Here is an 18,882-nt window from a genome sequence, read left to right as displayed (position 1 = left end):
AAACTCTCCATTAAAGACCAACCGAAGCTGGTTTATAGAAAGAGCGATAAGCTCATGTTGAAACTGACGAGATAAAAATATCTCTTGTTTGATTTTGCGAACAAAATCGTTTTACTCACTCGTTGTTCAGTTTTCAAAGATCAAACATTCTTTTGGCTTTTCTTGGGCCGGACAAATAATATATCATACTTTTTCGATCCATACTACTGGTAAATAATACCTGTAGGTGATCCCTTGAATTTTTGAAGTCCATCTAACCATTGCATCACAGCCTATCTTACGGCCGGATAAATAATATATCATTTAGGTTTCCTGATTACTACATGTAAATTATACAAATTAGTAAGTGACTTATCAAAATCAATTCTATTACTGTACTCCTCATATACTTTTGAATTTTTTTCTTCATTATATACTGTATATGTACCATGAATCTTTGAGGCTTCACAGCGCGGCGTTTCGACGGGGAGAAACATTCATAACCTTCAGTCAAAGCGTATTTACGAACGTGCTGAGCTAAAAGACGCTGGAACCAGACTTCGTAAGAATAACCCAACTCTCCATCGGAAGCGTTAGACAAGGCTAGTTTATTTACATGGTAACCAAGTTCTGTAGTCTTTTCGTTGATATGTTTGATGCTTGCTTCAAAATCATCGAGCATCTTGTTCATAGTGCCCCCTATTGCTTTTCTTTTCACGAGAGAATAATCAATGTTAGCGGTAATATCCCCCCTTTGCATAACGTCGATTGGCGTACTCGATATCAGCTTTTGATCCGCTATTCCATTCCCCGCCATGAATAAAAATAATTAATCCAATAATGATTGATAAAAAATAACCGCTGCTCTTTCTGAGGACAGCGGTTATTTTTTATCGAATACTTTAGGTAGAAGCACATGAAACTTTTTAAGTCAGAAACTTTCATGGAAAATAAGAACAGCTTTTTGACCAAGTTCTTGAGATAATTTAATTTTTTTGAAATTACGAATCTTTGGCCGACTATGTTTAGTAATTGTATCAATCATAAGTACTTTTTTGGGATATATCTATAATCAAAAAGGAAATTATTATTTATATAAACATATCAAATTTTTATATAGTAGGTATTATTTATTTGGAATATGTTTATACTGAGCGAGAAGTGAGCTGAATGAATGGTCTTATGGTTTTTAAAAAAACATTCATAAAGATAGGAAGAAAAAAGATGTGCAATATAATCAATCATCTACCTTTACGACCTACCATAGAAAGGATGAAAGTATATCAGGATATTTTTTTAGGCTGGTATATAAAAATTGTTTTAATTCTGCAAACACATTGATAAAGGAATTAGGTTTATCCTATACTCAGGCTGTAAACAGTGACTTTCCTCTTTCAGCAATTGAAAACCTATCAATTAGAACAAATACACAGAATTATCCTTATTACAAGCACACTTATGCTTGGAGACTCAGATTAATTACCAGTGATTGGTTTAATAAAGTATTACTGAAAAATAAAATTAAATACTGTCCGGTCTGTATTAGTTTAAAGCACTATCATCGTTTGCATTGGGGAATTCACCCTTTACATTTATGTTTAATACATAAAACTAGATTGCAAGATTGTTGCGCGACTTGCTCTTACCTATTACTCATAGCAATTTTATAAGAAATGAATGTGAAGCTTGTAATTCCAAATTAGAGAATGCAAATTTTGAGATATGCCAAAATGCGTTGCTTCTTGAATCTCAGAAAAGAATGTATGAAGCATTGCTAAACCAAAATTTAATTCTGCCGAATATTGATAGTTTCTCTGAATATCTTAAATTGGCGTATGGAAGTTTTCACTTGTTAATTGGTGCTAAGCATTTTATAGGAATGAAGGAAGGTGTTATTATAGCTTTTTATAATCAAAGTAATCATCGCAAAAATGGTTATGATGAGGCACTTGCTTATGCAAATGTTTATTGGATGTACAAAAACTTCCCATACAACTTTTATTTTGTTTTAAATGATTTTATTTCAAGAAACAAAGGCAGCAGAAATTTTTACCCTAGATTAAAAAAATTTGAGTTTTTTGTTCAATCCTCGGAATTTATTTGGTTAGAAAGAGCTTATCGGTCGTTTTTACTACAAAAATGTGAGGAAGGTACGATCAAAAAAGATTTATCGATTTTCAATTGATGTTTCATGCTTATGTTTAAAGAAAAGTAATAATATATATGACGAGAAATCAAGAAATGAGTTTGATCTATATATTTCAGCTACTGCATCAAAGGAAGATGAATTACTGGTTACTTCCACGCATACAGTTTGAAAAAGTACAATATCTTTCAATTAATTCATAATTTAAAAAAAGCCACTTAAGAAAATAATTGCTCATAGTTTTTTAAAAATTGATAATAAAAGTTAATACTTAAAGAAAACATTATTATAGTTTATAAGTAAATCTTAAACGATATCGAAACATTGACAAAGTTGCTTTAGCTCAATTAGATATTAGGCTAAATGCTTAATAAAAATTGATTTCCAATCCTCAACACTTTTATTCTGTTGCAAAAGCACTTCGAGCTCATACACTGTTATTTTTGAATTATAAAGATCATAAATTATTGAATTCATAATAGTTGTAAGAGAATGTACTCTATAATATTTTCTTTCTATACCGGTTTCTTCAGTAATTCTTTGATGCGATATTGAAACCCCTTCTTTATATAATTTACATATGGCTGTTATTGCATTCTCAAGTCTTATACGTTCTGTTTCAATTTTTATTTATTTGGGTTACTTCTTCTTTCCTTTGGATATACCAATTTATTAATTCTGGCATTTGACTCTTGAATAAAGTTCATCCTCATGTAACCATGATCTTTTACCGACCCAGTTCACTGCTATCACCTCTAAAATGACATTTTATTATCAAGTTTTAATTGCATTCTTATAAGCCATTGTTGCCGAAAAAAGTTAGCGTTAATCAAGAAAATAAATAACTGAAAGTAAAAAATGCCTGAACCATCAAGGTCGCAGGCACTGACATCTAATTCAAGTTTAATGACAAAACATATTCTATATAATGACAAAACTAATTACAACGGACATTCTCCCTGTGTGTTCGCTATAGACATTATTCAATATAACGTACAAACGTATAATATATTGATACTTTACAACTTACGTTATATACTATTATAAATTTATACACTGGGGGTAAGGTTAAAATGTACATAGCTTCGGAGTTGAGCGGAACGAAGCCCGATTCACTCAGCTTTTTACATGGGGTTAAAGATTGTATTCCTACATTGCTTGGTTATGTATGTATTGGGTTCGCGGCAGGCATTGTGGGTGCCTCATCAGGGGTTAGCACCATGGAAATTGCCTTCATGTCGGCGCTTGTATACGCCGGAGCCTCTCAGTTTATTATGTGCTCGATGCTGGCTGCAGCCAGTCCTCCATCCGTCATTATTTTAACGACATTCATTGTGAATGCTCGTCATCTGCTGTTAAGTGCGTCGCTGGCTCCTTACTTTTCTAAATATTCATTGTGGAAAAACATAGGCATCGGCGCTCTTTTGACGGACGAATCCTTTGGAGTAGCGTCGGATAAATTGGCTAAAGGCGGGCAGGTCAGTGACCGCTGGATGAACGGGCTTAATATTACAGCTTATCTCGCTTGGATTGCATCCTGTGTGGCGGGAGGGGTTCTCGGGAACTGGATTTCCCGGCCGGAGGCTTTTGGTCTGGACTTTGCCTTGCCTGCGATGTTCCTTGCCCTGCTTATTTCCCAGCTCCAAAGTGTCCAGACCTCCAAACTCAAGCATCGTCTGCTGCTTGTGCTATGTATGGCTGTTCTGATGTACCTTTTGTCCTGGTGGGTGCCATCACATATCTCCGTCATTGTAGCAACCATGATCACCGCAACGATTGGAGTGTTAACCGACAAATGAGCATTAATCCCAATGTCCTGTATATCATTATCGGTGCCATGATTGTCACGGCGATCCCAAGGATCATTCCTTTTGTCGTGCTGCAAAGACTGGCGCTTCCCAAGCCAGTGCTACAATGGCTTTCCTATATTCCCATCTGCATATTCACAGCCCTCGTGATGGAAAATCTGCTCGTCCGAACCGAATCCTCAGTCACTCTTAATGGGCAAGTACTTATGGCTGTCTTTCCTACGCTAGTGACCGCCTTGTGGAGCAAAAACCTGCTGGCTACCGTCGTTGTCGGTATTGTGAGTATGGCTGTAGTTCGACTATTGTGGTGAAGATAAAAATGCCCTCCTACAATAGGAGGGCATCTGCCATTTCTTATGATCCACCTGTCGTCCTTACTAACGAGGGCGACAGATCTTCTTCCTCAAAACCACGTTCTCGAAGAATGTGCAATCCGTAAATTGACGCATCTGACGCATACCTCTACTATCAGTAAGCATATCTTCAAGCACAATCAATCAATATTAACCCAAGGTTCTCCATTCTTCTTTTACATTTTTTACTTTCATTATAAAAGCAAACGGGCAGAATTTAAATCGAGTTCCATCACATATCGTTCATCCCCGTGAATATACTTAATAACCAACAAGGCCAAACTGTGCCGTGTATCCACTTGGGGGGTGCCTAATAATGCCGGAACCACGCCAGCCATATTCATTCGTCGTATCCCGCGAAGATTGGTCGCTGCATCGCAAAGGGTACCAGGACCAGCAACGTCATCAGCAGAAGGTCAAAGATGTCATTAAGCAAAATCTACCCGATCTGATAACGGAAGAAAATATTATTATGTCGGACGGTCAACAGATTATTAAAGTGCCGATTCGCAGTCTGGATGAATATCGCTTCATTTATAACTATCAAAAGCAAAAGCATGTAGGCCAAGGGGATGGAGATAGTCAGGTGGGGGATGTCATCGGACGTGATCCTGCCTCCCAGAAGCCTGGTAAAGGTGAGAAAGCCGGCGACCAGCCGGGACACGATATTATGGAAACGGAAGTCAGCATAGAAGAACTGGAAGATATGCTGTTCGAGGAAATGGAATTACCGAATTTACAGCAAAAAGATAAGGATCAAATTGAGGTTGAATCTATAGTGTTCAATGATATACGTAAAAAAGGCATGCAAGCGAACATTGACAAGAAACGAACCATTCTCGAAAATCTGCGCCGCAACGCCCGTGAAGGGAAACCGGGCATTCATCATATTAGTCCGGACGATCTTCGCTACAAAACATGGGAAGAGAAGACTATTCCCCAATCCAACGCGGTGATTATAGCCATGATGGACACATCAGGCTCGATGGGCTCTTTTGAAAAATATTGCGCTCGCAGCTTCTTTTTCTGGATGACCCGCTTTTTGCGCCGTCAGTATGAAAAGGTGGAAATTGTCTTTCTCGCGCATCATACCGAGGCTAAAGAGGTTACGGAGGAAGAATTTTTTACCCGCGGGGAAAGTGGCGGCACGATCTGCTCTTCGGCTTATCTGAAAGCACTAGAGATTATCGACAAACGATATCCTCCTTCCAGCTACAATATATATCCCTTCCATTTCTCGGATGGCGATAACCTGACCTCGGACAATGAGCGGTGTGTGAAGCTAATCGAGGAACTTATAAAGCGAAGCAATATGTTCGGCTATGGAGAAGTGAATCAATATAATCGTAGCAGCACGCTGATGTCAGCCTACAAGAATATTAAAAAGGATCAGTTTATGTACTATGTCATCAAGGAAAAAGGTGAGGTATACCAAGCCTTACGTACCTTTTTTCGCAAACGGGAAGGGGGAACGGTGGGATGAGCACCGACCAGAAGGAGCTAGAATATGCGATATCAGAAATTATGGAGATTGCAGATGGATTCGGGCTCGACTACTACCCGATGCGGTATGAGATTTGTCCGGCGGATATTGTATACACGTTCGGAGCCTATGGTATGCCCACGCGATTCAGCCACTGGAGTTTTGGAAAAACGTTTCACAAGATGAAAATGCAGTACGATTTTGGATTGAGCAAAATCTATGAGCTGGTCATTAACTCCAATCCCTGCTATGCCTTCCTGCTGGAAGGAAATTCTTTGGTGCAGAATAAACTAATTGTCGCCCATGTGCTGGCACACTGTGATTTTTTCAAACACAACGCCCGCTTTTCAGCTTCTAATCGCAATATGGTGGAGAGTATGTCGGCCACAGCAGATCGAATCAACAGCTATGAAATGGAATACGGTTCAAAGGCTGTGGAATCCTTCATTGACTCTGTACTGGCAATACAAGAGCATGTGGATCCACAGATCATCAAACCAAGGCATCTGGATAAGCAGCGCTACATGGAGCTCAAAATTCGGGAGCAGAAAGAACCCGGAAAACGCCACCGTCCCCCTGGGCCTTACGATGATCTGTGGTCACTGGACACAGTGAAGCAGCATGATCCCGCCGAGACCGAGGGCATCAAGGTACGCAAGTTCCCACCAGAACCTGAAAAAGATATCGTCTGGTTTATTCAAGAATTCTCGGAGGTGCTGGAGGACTGGCAGCGGGATATTATGACGATGCTACGGGACGAAATGCTGTATTTCTGGCCCCAAATGGAGACCAAAATCATGAATGAAGGCTGGGCCTCCTATTGGCACCAGCGGATTGTAAGGGAACTGGATTTGACCGGGGAGGAAACCGTTGAATTTGCGATGCTGAACGCTTCTGTCGTACAGCCTTCCAAGCAAAGCCTAAACCCGTACTATTTGGGGCTGAAAATATTTGAGGATATTGAAAAACGATGGGATAACCCAACCCGTGAGGAACAAGAGCGACAAGGACGCAAACCGGGCGAGGGTCGAGCTAAAATGTTCGAGGTACGAGAGTTCGACTCGGACACCTCTTTTATACGCAATTACATGACCAAGAAACTGACAGAGGATTTGGATCTGTACGTGTTTGAGAAACGGGGACCCGATTGGAAAATTACCGATAAATCCTGGGAAAACATACGGGATCAGCTCGTGTTTTCACGTGTGAATGGAGGCTCCCCTTATATCGTCGTCGAGGATGGAGATTACCTGCATACGGGCGAGTTGAAGCTCAAGCACCAGTACGAAGGCATTGAGCTGGATTTAAAATATATGGAGCGCACACTTCCGTATGTATATCAGCTGTGGGGGCGCACCGTTCATTTGGAAACCATGATTGAGGGTAAGCTCGCCTTATTTTCATATGACGGTAAGAAACATCATCGCAAGTTTGTATAGATATATAAAATCAATAGCCATCCTAATTTAAAAAGGTGCATTCCAAAAAAACGGATATGCACCTTTTTACTACTTACTTAATAACAGCTCTAAGCAATCACCATTTCTTACGGACTGGATGTACATATTTTCCCAGAAACTACTTCCTCTTAAATTCGACGATGTAGCTTTGATTGAACTGTTTTCCACCTTCCGAAATGTTCTGATACATGGATAAAAACCGGGCGGCTGGGCTCCATACCGTTGGGCTGTCATAGGATTGGATATCGGTCGTAACCGGAGTGGTTTTACCCGTGGACTGGTCAAACACATACAGCCCTCTCATGCCTTGCTGATCCTCATCATAAATGGAAAAAGCAAGCTTGGACCCGTCACTGCACCAGCTTCCACGACTCATTAAAGTACCTTGACCGACGATTCCTTTCTCTTTGCCCTGTTCATCCAAAATGATCATACGGGCTGGTTCGGATGTATTCCATTTTCGCTTTTCAATGGCAATAGACTTACCGTCAGGCGACACGGCAAAGGACATGGCACCCTCTGCAATGGTCACAGCCTGAGGATGATTGAGAGTGAACCGATTCAGCACCGGATACCCTTGTTTATCACTGCCTGTATAAAATATGGCGTTACCCACTTTTTCGACATGAGACATCAATTCAGAGCGATTCGGATCTTGAAAACTCAATTCTTCAGCTTTGCCGTCCAGACCAATCAGCTGGATTTTACCATCCGGTGTGCCTGTAATGAGATCATTCTCATCGCTCCAGCTCACTTCGTTAGTCATATCCAGCTTGCCAATCGATGTAACCTTACCACTGCTTAGTTCCAAAATGTAGCCCTGGATATCATATTTGCTGCTGGTGCTACCTTCAGTAAAAAAGACATGGCGCTGATCCGGTGATACCACAGCAAGTAACTGTGGAGCCTTACGACCTGGTGTTAAAATCCGCTCCTTGTTTGTCTCTACATTATGAATCCACAGCTGGGTTTTACGCTCGACAATCAGCTCTTCGTCGCTCAGCCAAGACCTCGCGTAGACATCACCCAGCCTGTCGATAGACGATACCACCAGCTCGTCCGTTACTTGCTTCTGGGCTGCATCCGTGTCAATCACAGTAAGCTGTTGGCCCGGTTTCATACCGAATGCTGGATTTGTCTCTTCTGCGCTCTTCATGCCGCAACCACTGAGCAATCCCCCGGCGATTAAGCCGGTCATGAGCACCCCCGTGGCTTTCTGACTGAAAACTCTGGTACGGGAATCTTCGCGATGAGAGAAGCCGTTCTTATGCCTATAGCTGTCTATGTTTTTCTTTATCATATACAACGGCCTCCTTGTTAACGATACCCCCAGTTTAATAGCCGAACATCTCATGAATACATCGAATTGTTTCCAAATTGTAAACAAGACATCATTCTAGCCCTGTGGTAACAATCGACCGTTTACAGGGCGCTATCGTGAACCAAGAGGGGGAGTCTAAGCGAAAATTCATTACCACTTTCATTCGTATGGCCGTTGCCATTTTCCAACCCACTATGATCTGAAGCTGTAAGCTGCAACTCTCCCCCCATGCGCTCCGCCAATCTTCGCGCCAGAGGAAGACCGAGTCCGGTACCGCTGTCCTGACGAGATCGATCACGACTTAAGGTAGCGAACGGCTCAAAAATCATGTTCCATTGCTCCCTAGGAATCCATGGACCGGAATTGCGTATACACACAATCACGGTGTCCTGTTCTACCCGATTCGATAACGTAATCCATCCACCGCCCCGATTGTACTTCACTGCATTATCCAGCAAATTCAGTACAATATGCATCAGATGCTTAGGGTCTCCCCACACCTGGGTAGGAACGGTATCTATCGAAAAATTCAGTCTACGCGCGGCCGCTTTTCCTCGAATACGGCTCCCTGCATCTTCCAGTAACGAATGCAGTTCCACAGCCTCCGTATGCAATTCAAAATCATATTTATCCAGCACAGATAGCCGCAGCGAGTCCTCGACAAGCTCGTACAACCGTTTTGTTTCCTTACTGATGCTTTCTCTCGCTTCACGCACCAGTTCAGGATCATCCCCATACATATCCAGTAAATCAGCATAAGCTTGAATAGACGTTAATGGGGTCTTTAGTTCATGGCTTATATTTCCAATAAAAGATTTTTGCTGCTGCTCTAGCTCTCTCAAGCGCTGAACCGCTTCTTCCAGCCGGAGCTTTTCGTTTTCCAGCGCGGTAATGCTCTTCCGGATCACATGACTCATTTGGAGCATTCCTTCATCCAGTCTTCCCAGTTCATCCTGCCGCCGCAGCAGTCTGACTTCTGGATAATGCCCTGCCGATATCTGTTCGGAAGCCCGAGTCAGTCGTCCGATGTCCCTCGTCTGGCGGCTAACATAGCCTAAACCCAAAATAAAGCTCAATACCAGCACCACACCCCCCGTCCATAGAAACAAGTGGGCAATGGCCCGGTAGAACTGCTGCTGCGCTTCTATTGAGCTGTGAAGCTGTACCACTCCCAGTAAGCCGTCTGGACCTTGAAGCGGAGCCAAATAAGTGATTGCGCTTCCTTCCGTAATATACGCAATTTTGCCTTGGATCGCATAGGAGAGCGCCTGGCTGACATCTGTTCTAAAAGCCAGCGGTAGAGAATTGCCAACCTCATGCCCCTGACCATCATATAAAATAACACGCATATTACTGGATACGCCCAGTTCCACTGCGAGCCCAGGTGCCTGCTTCTTCATAAAGTCTTCCGGTGATTGGCGCACTCCCAACAGGTAAGACTGTTTTACACGCATTTCTACAATTTCGGCCTGACGCTTTAAGCTGCGTTCCATTTGATCTGTCTGGTTAGCGCGAATACCAGTAAGCACGAGCCAGCTCAGCACACCGACAGTAAACAGCAGCAAAGCCGCCAGTACCAGCGGAAATTTCCAACGCAGGCTCAAGCCTGTAGGTTTGCGTTTGCGCTTCTGTTGGTCGGTGGACCGCAAGCTTCCTTGCTGATGGAGTGAATGATGTTCGTTCACGTCAATTTCTCTGCCTTATAGCCGATACCATACACGGTCTGCAATATCGCCTGGTGTGGCTCAAGCTTCTTGCGCAAACGCTGGATATGAATATCCACCGTACGCGTTCCGCCCACATAATCGAAGCTCCATACCTGCTCCAGCAGCTCGTCCCGTGTATATACCCTCCCGGCATGAGACACCAACAGCGCCAGCACATCAAACTCCTTGGGGGTCAGATCCAGCGCTATGGCTCCAAGTTCAGCTGTTCGGCTGGACGGACGTACCCGTAATGGGCCGAGGACCACTTCTGTTCCTTCCGGGGCAGGCGCTCCTTCTCGCTCCAGTCTCCGTACCAATGCTTTAATACGAGCGAGCAGCTCCCTCAGGTCAAACGGTTTGCTCATAAAATCGTCCGCACCCAGCTCCAGCCCGAGTACCTTATCAACGATATCGTTTTTGGCCGTCAGCAGTAAAATACCGATGCCCTTCCGATTTTCCAGACGGCGGCACACCTCATATCCACCCAGTTTGGGCATCATCACATCCAGTATGAGCACATCTGGATGGAACAAACGCACTTTTTCCAAGGCGTCCTCCCCGTCAACGGCGGTTTCCACCAAAAAACCCTCTCGCTTTAATGCATAAGCCAGCGCATTTCGAATGCTCGCCTCATCGTCCGCTATCAGTACTTTTTTATCCATGTCCTGCCCTCCCTGCATAAAAAAACACTCCAGCTACCTATGTTCCCGCAAATAATAATGAATCAGACATGTATGACATATAAACTGCTCACGTGGATCATTAAGATCAAAATCTGTCATGTCGCGTATCCGTTCTAATCTGTATTTTACTGAGTTACGATGTATAAAAAGATAATTGGCTGTATCTACCAGACTGCCTCTGTTTTCCAAATAATAAAATAACGTTTTGAGTAAGTCACTGCCATGTGAGCGATCATATTGCTGAAGTCTCCCCAGCTTGCGTTCAAATACATTTGAAAATTCCTCTTTGTCCATCGCTTCTCCAAGCATATAGTGCATCTCTATATCGCTGTATTTGCATACACGTTGATCAGGATACAGCCGCTGAGCTACAGTAATGGCACGACGTGCCTCATTGTAGCTTTGCAGCAGCTCCCATAACTTTTTGGCACTTCCGATGCCTAAATAATAATCGGCGGTACCCCAGGCCTTTTCAGTCGACCAGTTTTTCAGCGTATCACTCCAGGACATTTCCTGATCAGAGCCAGGTACATTCTGGTGATCATTCGGCTGAAGAGTTGGCAGAAATAATATCGCCCGATTTGAACGAAACTCAATATGAGACACCACACGCCGTCGGGTCGATTCCATACTCAGTAGCCCGGAAAGAATCTCTTCTTGCGGAGCCGCAGCACTTTCCAGTACAGCCACCTCCCAGTCATATTCCGGGTTGAATCCCAATTGACGACCTCTCCGCTCAACCTCATGCCGCAACGGCAACGGAGGTGTCATTAGCTCATCTATAAAGTTCCCCCGTAGTCGGCTTTCCGTATCTTCTACCGCCTTTTCACGCATGAGTTCCAACGCCATCACCAGCCGTGCCTGCTCAATACCAACCTGCTCCATATCATCCAGTTCATTGCGGGCAATGACCAACTTGGCAACTGTACGTTTATCTACGCTAATGGGAAAATGACGAGCATCTTGTACCATCGTCCAATCCCATTCTTGTGGTGAAGTGACAATGGCTTGACCTCCATTATCAATCAAAGCAACCGGAGCTTTAAAAAGCTCTGCTATATTATCGCTTACAGCCTGTATGCCACTGTTCTCCAGCACCATCGTCGTTAACGTTCGATAGATTTCTTCCGAACGTCGCAGCAGCTCTGCCTGTCGGTTCAACACCATATCCATGACACGCTGCGTAATATCCGTATAGGGAATATCGGCTGGAATCTCAATCACAGGAAGGCCGCAGGCATTGCTTTCTTCCAGCGCACTGTGAGGAATTCCCGTGAGAAAGCGGGTAGGCTTGATCACAAGCGCCGCCGCTCCGCCCTGATGCAGTAATTGAATAATTTGGCACAATACCTCAGGCTCATGACGGATCGAATAAGCCGTTGTCATCAACAATACACCTTCCCGGACCCAGCCTTTCAGGTCAGGGACTTCCATAATGTCAATAAACCGGACAACCCGGCTTAGCCCCTGTTCTCCGCTTAATACCTTCGCCTCCTTCAACACGGGTATTGCCATGAGCTCTTGAACTGTTACACCCGGTATTTTCATAAAGACAGACCACCCTGCTATTTATTTTGCAAAATCCTTACTTCATCTAATTTTCAGGATAGTGTACCAAAAAAGTGTACAAAACAAAACCTTTTACCGCTTGGTCAAGTCTATCCACACCAGCCCATTCCTATCTTTAGGAGCTCAATGGAACCTAAATAAACCGCCCTTTTCTGGAAAAGGCGGTTTATTTTAATATTCAACTATTTATAATGAGGTTTAAGAACTATCCTGCTTGTTCTTCACACGAAGTGGCGGCTAGTGTACCGACACGGCTGCACCCAACGCCACAATCGGATCAATAGCCCGAATACCCAGTGTACGCTCCAGCTCTGGCGCAAAGTTCATCGTTACAAAACCTGTGCAGGCAAGTACGATGACCTCAGCTCCCTTCTCCTGAAGCCGCAACGCTGCTGCCATAGCCGCCTCTTTACCTTGTGGAGTGTTCAAGTCCAGTGTCGTCTGCACACCTATGGGACGTTCTGTACCGATATAGGAATTGCCCAAAATGTGGCGAATCAGCGGCGGAGCCTCCTCCAAAATGGTCAACACGCCTACACGGCTGGCCGATGTCAGAGCCAAGAGTGCCGCACAAGACCCCGCCCCGTATACAGGTACAGATACAGCTTGACGAGTTTCCTCTAGCGCCGGATCAGCCGCGCAGCTAATACCGATAGACGTACAGCCTTGTTCAACGAGTTGTTGCGCCGCAAGCACAATTTTAGGCACCGCTTCCCGGTCTGTGATATCATCGTAGATTCCTTTCGGCTGATCAGGGATACATACACTGGTGACAGGCAGCCCGTAGCGCTGCTCAATGACCCGGCCGTGAAGGTCGATAGCTGCTTTGTCCTGCATGGTAAGCACTCTGATCATTCCAAGCATGATAACTTCCTCCCTTTTATCTCTCTAGCAACTGACCAGCCTTCATCATCAGACGACCATCCAGATATACATCCGGTTTTTGTACGACTCCGTCAATATGTACACCCGCAGCGACAGTTCCCCCGAAGGTATTATTACTGCCAAAAGCGACATGAATCGTGCCATACACTTTCTCGTCCTCTAACACAACACCTGTAATGCGGGCTTTATCATTCGTTCCAATACCAAATTCGGCCAGCATTCTACCATCGCCTTCGCCGAGCATATCCAACAGGGACTGTCCGGCTTCACCTTCTGCGGCGATTAATCTGCCATTTTGCACCGTCAGCAGCAGCGGCTCTTTTAAAGCACCGATTCCTGCTACAGAACCGTCCACCACAATCTGACCCTGTGCCGTGCCTTCCAGTGGAGCAATATACGCTTCACCGGAAGGCAGATTGCCCGATTCGCCAGGATTCAAATACATACCTGTGCTGGGAACGCCGTTGCGCCCTTCTATGGTAAAGTTCAGGCTATATCCATCCTTTTCAATCCGTACCTGCTTGGCAGCAGTCAGCAATGCGGTTACCTCTTCGGTCAGCGCCTTGACCTTCAGATAATCAGCAGCGATTGCTCCATTCATGAACATATCGTCTGTCATACCAGGCATGGTCGCCAGGCGTGCTCCAGCAGCTGCGGCCTGCTTACGGGCACTTGTATGTGTCAGCGAATACCGGGTGACACATACAACAACGTTGGAGCGAAGCATGGCTTCGGCAACAGGGACTGGAGGCTCCTCGCCCGATTTGGAACGAACCTTCATCGTCAAAATAGCTGCTTCTGCCCCCAGTGCCTTGCCAGCCTCATATATGGACTCGCCCAATTCTTTTTTATCATCGTCGGTTACGACCAGAAGCGTCTCCCCAGCGGTAAGTCCCAAACATTTTTGCAATACATTTTTACTGATTTCAATACGTTGTTGACTCATAGTTCTTACCTCCAATTTTTAGCTCCTTACACCATTTCCGATACCAGTTTGCCAATCAAGGCATTGGACAATACAACGGGAATCCCTGAGTAATGCGCCGCTAGCTCTCGATGCGTTTCCGTATAGCCCATGCAATCCAGCACGATCAGATCGGCTTGATTCTTGAACTGTCCGGCTGCTCGGCAAAATTCTTCCTCACTGCCACTGTAAGGCGAGGCCGCCGCAAACTCTGGATTCAATCCATAAGGACTGAATTTAAGCTTGAGGTTATTCTTCTGTTCTTCGAGCGGTCCAATGAGACCCAGTCTTCTTCCGCTGGACATGGCCTTTAGTACAGGAGGAAGCACTTGATCTGGCTCAATTAGAAAAGCGCTTTGGGTATGTAATCCAGGAAACACACCGGTACAGAGTAGCAAAATCGTACGTATGCCTTGCTCCTCCAAATGTGTGATTTTTTCCTGGAGCAGCGGCTGGATTTTTTCGCGTGAAATGACCACCGACTCCCCGGTCGTCAAGCGCGAGGTTAATACATATTCTCCCGGTGACGGTGATAGATGCTGTTGTATATAGTCCAATGAGAGCCCATCCAGCGCACCGGCCTGTACCAGCTCTGCCCGTCCTTCCAATGCCCTTTCTACGATAGGGGCCACATCTGACCGAGGGGCTTGCCCAATCGTAATCATCCCAAGCTTATACATTTTGAACCCCTGCTTTCGCTTCATTTTATTTTACGCTCCTGGCGACAAAGGGCAAGCCCGCGGTCTGCCCTTATTTCGGTTCTGGTGAATAGTTTTAACTTATGTTACTGCAACTTTCCTAACATAAACAATGTTCGTTCTGACCAAAACAAAGGCTTATTTGTTGTGCATAAAGGATAAAAAAACAAAATCATAGCGCTATTATTACATTTTATCCCTCTTTTAATGTCAAGAAATATAACGCAGTATAAATATCTCTTCCCTCACTGCCCTGCGCTTTGAAGTGTCTTACCTGTCCGTATATGCTAAAATACTTCCGTATCGGCTATTCGCCTACAGGAGGGCATGATCATGAAACAATCTATTTTGATCGTAGAAGACGAAGAAAAGATTGCCCGGCTTCTAGAGATTGAACTTCAATTTGAAGGCTATCAAGTATGTAAAGAAAAAAACGGAATTGATGGGCTGGAGACGTATTGCAAAGGCAATTGGGACCTAGTGTTGTTGGATATTATGATTCCCGGTCTCAATGGCATCGAGCTACTTCGGAGGATTCGTAAGCATGATGCGAACGTTCCTGTCATTTTGCTGACGGCTAAAAGTTCCATTGCAGATAAGGTCGAGGGACTCGATTTGGGAGCCAATGATTATGTTACCAAACCGTTTGTGATCGAAGAGCTGCTTGCACGTGTACGGGCCGCACTCAGAGTGGGTGCAACGAAAGACACGGCTCCACAAGTGGTAGATAAATGGCTTAGTGCCGGGGATTTACGTCTCCATGAAGGTACTCGCGAAGTTCTTCGGGGAGAGCACAACATTGAGCTTACACCGCGAGAGTTTGACTTGCTCGTTCATTTACTCAGACACCAGCGGCAGGTACTTAGCCGTGAACAATTACTGGAGAATGTATGGGGCATAGATTATATGGGCGATACCAATGTGGTCGATGTGTATATTCGCTACGTGCGCAATAAAATCGACCCTACGCGCCAGCTCCCTGAGCTGATCCATACTGTACGTGGAATTGGTTATGTTCTGAAGGAATCCTTATGAAGCTACAAAACAAAATCCATACGTATACCTCGTTATTATTCGGGATTTTACTTGTGGCCATTAACTTCTCAGTCTATTTCCTATTCAGCCAACTTTCGATAGACAGTCGAAAAGACCAGGTAGAGGCCGCAGCAGAAAACATGATTCGTGGGATTCAACGTGCTCCGGTATCCGTAGCCGCTGAGGATCTTCTCCGAGCCTATGTACCGCTGGATGGCATGCTTCGGCTAATGAAACCAGAAGGCGACTTTCTTCCCCCTATCACCTCTTCTTCCGAGCAATCTCTTAGCTTGATGAAGGGCGTTTTTGATGAAACACGGCAGGTTCGCATCATTACCTATGAAAGCAACCGTTACATTCTTGTATCGCTCCCCATGATTTGGACCAATGGCGAGGTTGTCAATCTCCAGGTGACCGAAAGTCTGCAACCGACGATGCAGACGCTACAGGTACTCAGAATCGTACTTGTTGCTGTCACTGGAATTGCGCTCATTCCTGTCGTGGTATCGGGAAGACTGCTCGGCAGACTGATTACACGTCCAATTGCATCTATGATTAGCACGATGAAAGAAATTCAGCGCAGCGGGAAATTTAAACGTCTTCCGCTCCATTCATCATCACGCGACGAACTGGTCGAAATGGGTGAAACATTTAATGACATGATTGAACTGCTGGAGCGAAATTTCGTCAGGCAAGAACAATTTGTATCTAATGCGTCCCATGAATTGAAGACGCCGCTCACCATTATTGAAAGTTATGCCAGCCTGCTCAAACGGCGGGGGTTGCAGCATCCCAAGATTTTTGCCGAATCCGTTGAAGCGATCCATTCCGAGGCGATCCGAATGAAGGACATGGCAGAGCAGCTTCTTCTGTTGGCCAGAAACGAAGAACAGTGGAATGTCGTGCTGGAGCCTGTACGCCTGACCAGAATAGCGACAGAATTAAAGGCTACATTTGAAAATGCGTTCGCCCGACAAATTCAACTGGATGTACAGGCAGACTGCATTGGCTATACCGATGAAAATAAGCTGAAGCAGCTCCTATTTATCTTTTTGGATAATGCACGCAAATACAGTGACGAGTCGATACACCTGATGATTGATACGATAGGCGATACAGCTCAACCCTGCATAAGAATCACAGATCAAGGAATTGGAATCCCAGAAGAAAAGTTATCTAAAGTATTCGACCGCTTCTATCGTGTGGATGAAGCCAGAAGCCGCGAGGAAGGTGGGACTGGACTAGGCTTATCATTGGCTACAGGAATTGCACAAGCTATACATGCTCAAATTGGGCTAGAAAGTGTAGAGGGGAGCGGAACAACGGCAACGATCATCCTCCCTACCGTTCCAAAATAATAAGCCAAAGGAGGGAATAACGATGAAAGCCATCTATGTGTGGATGATTGGGGGTACGCTGGCGGCTGTATTGATTACAATTTGTCTTTTACAGTGGCCTTGGGCACGGTCGTTAGCAGCTTCTCCATTGGAAGAAAAGGCCGTCATCCAATCCGTTTTGCATCAGTATCCCGGCGAGGTGCTCGAATCCCAACGCTTGGGTGATTTTTATCTGATCAGGCTGGAACGCGCCAAAGGGAAGTACGATATAAAAGCCAATGCCTATGACGGTGTCATCGACTCCATTAAGCGGACACAAGCTTATACAGATGTGAAGCAGGAGCCCCAAGACCACAATCCCGGTAACTCACCAACCAGAGACACATCGAATCCAGCTAATAAACCTGACCCGGTTTCTCTCGTTATTACAGAGAAAGAAGCAGCCAAGCTTGCTGCCAAAGCAGTTAACGGAACATCCGATGATATTGAGCTTCACCGCAACGACAAAGGCCTCTATTATCTGGTTGAGGTTGAGGTGAAAAATGGGCGTGAAGCAGTGGTACAGGTCAATGCAGTATCGGGCTCTATCGACTCTATAACGTGGGAAAAAGCAAAACAGGAGCACGACGAATCATGACGACTTGATGATCATCTCAGCTCATGTTTTCTCATGGTTTTCTCATGATTCTATTATGTTCCTCTCATGTTCAAGAGATAAGCTGTATTCATGCTTATAGCACAAGGAGGAATAATGTAATGAAAAAAAACTATACATTAGGAATTATGGCAGCTACGGTTCTGCTTGGAGTTACGGTTACGGGTGTCTCAGCGAATGCCGTATGGGCCGCTAAACCTACGGGCCTTATTGGAGCGACCGCCGCTGCCAACATTGCCAAGAAGGCTGTGGGGAATAATGCACAAGTTGAAGATGTCGAACTGGAGCGCAAGAACGGAAAAGTCTACTATGAGGTGGATCTCCAGCAAGGGGATAAAGATTGGGATATAGATATTGATGCTCATACCGGGAAAACCATCCGTTCCCATTCTGAGCTTGATCATGACTCTAATAACGAGTCCTCCCTTAACAAGCCAAATCACATCACCCTGACTGAAAAGCAGGCTGGACAAATCGCGCTTAAGCACGTGCCCGGGAGTACCCTTTTGTCTTCTAAATTGGATAAGGAAGATGGACAATTCATCTACGAGGTAAAGGTACTCACCAACGAAGGAACCGTTGAGCTTGATATCCATGCATCATCTGGCGCAATCGTGGATACAGACGACGATGATGATGACAACGAATATTAATTACCCAGATCATAATTAGGGTAACTAAGTACAGAGCTAATTAAAACGGAGCAGCGAACTTTCGCTGCTCCGTCAGGCTGTCGAGAAAGTCTCGACAGCTTTTTTTATGTTCATTTTATTTAAGACGACACCGCGTTAATGTTATAT

General features: G+C 44.7%; 18 protein-coding genes. 10 read left to right on the top strand and 8 right to left on the bottom strand.

The features are described from left to right. Nucleotides 1–319: 319 nt before the first annotated feature. A complete protein-coding gene (locus tag NLX78_RS26110; protein WP_254351892.1) occupies nucleotides 320–697 on the bottom strand; it encodes a hypothetical protein in 378 nt (125 codons plus the stop codon). A 508-nt stretch (nucleotides 698–1,205) separates the two neighbouring features. Here NLX78_RS26110 and NLX78_RS26835 point away from each other — a divergent pair. The 6 genes from NLX78_RS26835 to NLX78_RS26085 all read left to right on the top strand — a co-directional run bounded on the left by NLX78_RS26835 (nucleotide 1,206) and on the right by NLX78_RS26085 (nucleotide 7,208). Next, nucleotides 1,206–1,649, top strand: coding sequence for a TniQ family protein (locus NLX78_RS26835; RefSeq protein WP_367988836.1), 444 nt, complete (start codon nucleotides 1,206–1,208; stop codon nucleotides 1,647–1,649). A gap of 65 nt (nucleotides 1,650–1,714) precedes the next feature. Continuing rightward, a complete protein-coding gene (locus NLX78_RS26105) occupies nucleotides 1,715–2,164 on the top strand; it encodes a hypothetical protein (RefSeq protein ID WP_254351891.1) in 450 nt (149 codons plus the stop codon). A gap of 1,034 nt (nucleotides 2,165–3,198) precedes the next feature. Continuing rightward, entirely contained in the window at nucleotides 3,199–3,924 is a 726-nt protein-coding gene (locus NLX78_RS26100; protein WP_250261935.1) for an AzlC family ABC transporter permease, read from the top strand. Then, complete coding sequence (locus NLX78_RS26095) at nucleotides 3,921–4,244, top strand: AzlD domain-containing protein (RefSeq protein WP_039269810.1); 324 nt, start codon at nucleotides 3,921–3,923, stop codon at nucleotides 4,242–4,244. Before NLX78_RS26100 ends, NLX78_RS26095 begins: the two co-directional genes overlap by 4 nt. 358 nt (nucleotides 4,245–4,602) lie before the next feature. Beyond that, nucleotides 4,603–5,769: a sporulation protein YhbH gene (yhbH, locus tag NLX78_RS26090; protein ID WP_025723949.1), complete on the top strand. Its 1,167-nt coding sequence runs from the start codon at nucleotides 4,603–4,605 to the stop codon at nucleotides 5,767–5,769. Next, a complete protein-coding gene (locus tag NLX78_RS26085; RefSeq protein WP_254351890.1) occupies nucleotides 5,766–7,208 on the top strand; it encodes a SpoVR family protein in 1,443 nt (480 codons plus the stop codon). The genes yhbH and NLX78_RS26085 overlap by 4 nt, the downstream gene beginning before the upstream one ends. Before the next feature lie 139 nt (nucleotides 7,209–7,347). Here the strand turns inward: NLX78_RS26085 and NLX78_RS26080 are convergent, their stop codons facing one another. The 7 genes from NLX78_RS26080 to NLX78_RS26050 all read right to left on the bottom strand — a co-directional run bounded on the left by NLX78_RS26080 (nucleotide 7,348) and on the right by NLX78_RS26050 (nucleotide 15,061). Beyond that, a complete protein-coding gene (locus NLX78_RS26080; RefSeq protein WP_254351889.1) occupies nucleotides 7,348–8,529 on the bottom strand; it encodes a TolB-like translocation protein in 1,182 nt (393 codons plus the stop codon). A gap of 122 nt (nucleotides 8,530–8,651) precedes the next feature. Beyond that, entirely contained in the window at nucleotides 8,652–10,235 is a 1,584-nt protein-coding gene (locus NLX78_RS26075; protein WP_254351888.1) for a sensor histidine kinase, read from the bottom strand. Continuing rightward, the gene (locus NLX78_RS26070) at nucleotides 10,232–10,918 is read right to left on the bottom strand and encodes a response regulator transcription factor (RefSeq protein ID WP_254351887.1); all 687 of its coding nucleotides are present in this window, start codon (nucleotides 10,916–10,918) and stop codon (nucleotides 10,232–10,234) included. The genes NLX78_RS26075 and NLX78_RS26070 overlap by 4 nt, the downstream gene beginning before the upstream one ends. Nucleotides 10,919–10,951: 33 nt before the next feature. Beyond that, on the bottom strand, nucleotides 10,952–12,487 hold the full coding sequence (locus NLX78_RS26065) for a PucR family transcriptional regulator (RefSeq protein ID WP_254351886.1): 1,536 nt from the start codon (nucleotides 12,485–12,487) through the stop codon (nucleotides 10,952–10,954). Nucleotides 12,488–12,745: 258 nt separating this feature from the next. Next, nucleotides 12,746–13,372, bottom strand: coding sequence for an aspartate/glutamate racemase family protein (locus NLX78_RS26060; protein WP_250261947.1), 627 nt, complete (start codon nucleotides 13,370–13,372; stop codon nucleotides 12,746–12,748). 16 nt (nucleotides 13,373–13,388) lie between these two features. Beyond that, nucleotides 13,389–14,339, bottom strand: coding sequence for an aminopeptidase (locus NLX78_RS26055; RefSeq protein WP_254351885.1), 951 nt, complete (start codon nucleotides 14,337–14,339; stop codon nucleotides 13,389–13,391). A gap of 26 nt (nucleotides 14,340–14,365) precedes the next feature. Further along, nucleotides 14,366–15,061, bottom strand: a complete 696-nt coding sequence (locus NLX78_RS26050) for an AroM family protein (RefSeq protein ID WP_235307895.1) — start codon at nucleotides 15,059–15,061, stop codon at nucleotides 14,366–14,368. Between the two features lie 327 nt (nucleotides 15,062–15,388). Here NLX78_RS26050 and NLX78_RS26045 point away from each other — a divergent pair, with 327 nt between their 5' ends. The 4 genes from NLX78_RS26045 to NLX78_RS26030 all read left to right on the top strand — a co-directional run bounded on the left by NLX78_RS26045 (nucleotide 15,389) and on the right by NLX78_RS26030 (nucleotide 18,735). Beyond that, nucleotides 15,389–16,090: a response regulator transcription factor gene (locus tag NLX78_RS26045; protein ID WP_069291542.1), complete on the top strand. Its 702-nt coding sequence runs from the start codon at nucleotides 15,389–15,391 to the stop codon at nucleotides 16,088–16,090. Beyond that, nucleotides 16,087–17,448: a sensor histidine kinase gene (locus NLX78_RS26040; protein WP_069291541.1), complete on the top strand. Its 1,362-nt coding sequence runs from the start codon at nucleotides 16,087–16,089 to the stop codon at nucleotides 17,446–17,448. Before NLX78_RS26045 ends, NLX78_RS26040 begins: the two co-directional genes overlap by 4 nt. Nucleotides 17,449–17,470: 22 nt before the next feature. Then, complete coding sequence (locus tag NLX78_RS26035) at nucleotides 17,471–18,064, top strand: PepSY domain-containing protein (RefSeq protein WP_061831414.1); 594 nt, start codon at nucleotides 17,471–17,473, stop codon at nucleotides 18,062–18,064. Between the two features lie 119 nt (nucleotides 18,065–18,183). Next, nucleotides 18,184–18,735: a PepSY domain-containing protein gene (locus NLX78_RS26030; protein WP_250261952.1), complete on the top strand. Its 552-nt coding sequence runs from the start codon at nucleotides 18,184–18,186 to the stop codon at nucleotides 18,733–18,735. Nucleotides 18,736–18,882 lie beyond the last annotated feature (147 nt).

Origin of the sequence: Paenibacillus sp. Lou8.1 (genome assembly GCF_024213565.1) — a bacterium.
Classification (GTDB): domain Bacteria; phylum Bacillota; class Bacilli; order Paenibacillales; family Paenibacillaceae; genus Paenibacillus; species Paenibacillus polymyxa_B.
This window is presented reverse-complemented; position numbering and strand designations above follow the sequence as displayed.

Excerpts from the sequence above, each read along its gene's own strand:
- NLX78_RS26100 (WP_250261935.1), top strand. The coding sequence starts at position 3,199 with ATGTACATAGCTTCGGAGTTGAGCGGAACGAAGCCCGATTCACTCAGC.
- NLX78_RS26095 (WP_039269810.1), top strand. The coding sequence starts at position 3,921 with ATGAGCATTAATCCCAATGTCCTGTATATCATTATCGGTGCCATGATT.
- yhbH (WP_025723949.1), top strand. The coding sequence starts at position 4,603 with ATGCCGGAACCACGCCAGCCATATTCATTCGTCGTATCCCGCGAAGAT.
- NLX78_RS26085 (WP_254351890.1), top strand. The coding sequence starts at position 5,766 with ATGAGCACCGACCAGAAGGAGCTAGAATATGCGATATCAGAAATTATG.
- NLX78_RS26080 (WP_254351889.1), bottom strand. The coding sequence starts at position 8,529 with ATGATAAAGAAAAACATAGACAGCTATAGGCATAAGAACGGCTTCTCT.
- NLX78_RS26070 (WP_254351887.1), bottom strand. The coding sequence starts at position 10,918 with ATGGATAAAAAAGTACTGATAGCGGACGATGAGGCGAGCATTCGAAAT.
- NLX78_RS26065 (WP_254351886.1), bottom strand. The coding sequence starts at position 12,487 with ATGAAAATACCGGGTGTAACAGTTCAAGAGCTCATGGCAATACCCGTG.
- NLX78_RS26060 (WP_250261947.1), bottom strand. The coding sequence starts at position 13,372 with ATGCTTGGAATGATCAGAGTGCTTACCATGCAGGACAAAGCAGCTATC.
- NLX78_RS26055 (WP_254351885.1), bottom strand. The coding sequence starts at position 14,339 with ATGAGTCAACAACGTATTGAAATCAGTAAAAATGTATTGCAAAAATGT.
- NLX78_RS26050 (WP_235307895.1), bottom strand. The coding sequence starts at position 15,061 with ATGAAGCGAAAGCAGGGGTTCAAAATGTATAAGCTTGGGATGATTACG.
- NLX78_RS26045 (WP_069291542.1), top strand. The coding sequence starts at position 15,389 with ATGAAACAATCTATTTTGATCGTAGAAGACGAAGAAAAGATTGCCCGG.
- NLX78_RS26040 (WP_069291541.1), top strand. The coding sequence starts at position 16,087 with ATGAAGCTACAAAACAAAATCCATACGTATACCTCGTTATTATTCGGG.
- NLX78_RS26035 (WP_061831414.1), top strand. The coding sequence starts at position 17,471 with ATGAAAGCCATCTATGTGTGGATGATTGGGGGTACGCTGGCGGCTGTA.
- NLX78_RS26030 (WP_250261952.1), top strand. The coding sequence starts at position 18,184 with ATGAAAAAAAACTATACATTAGGAATTATGGCAGCTACGGTTCTGCTT.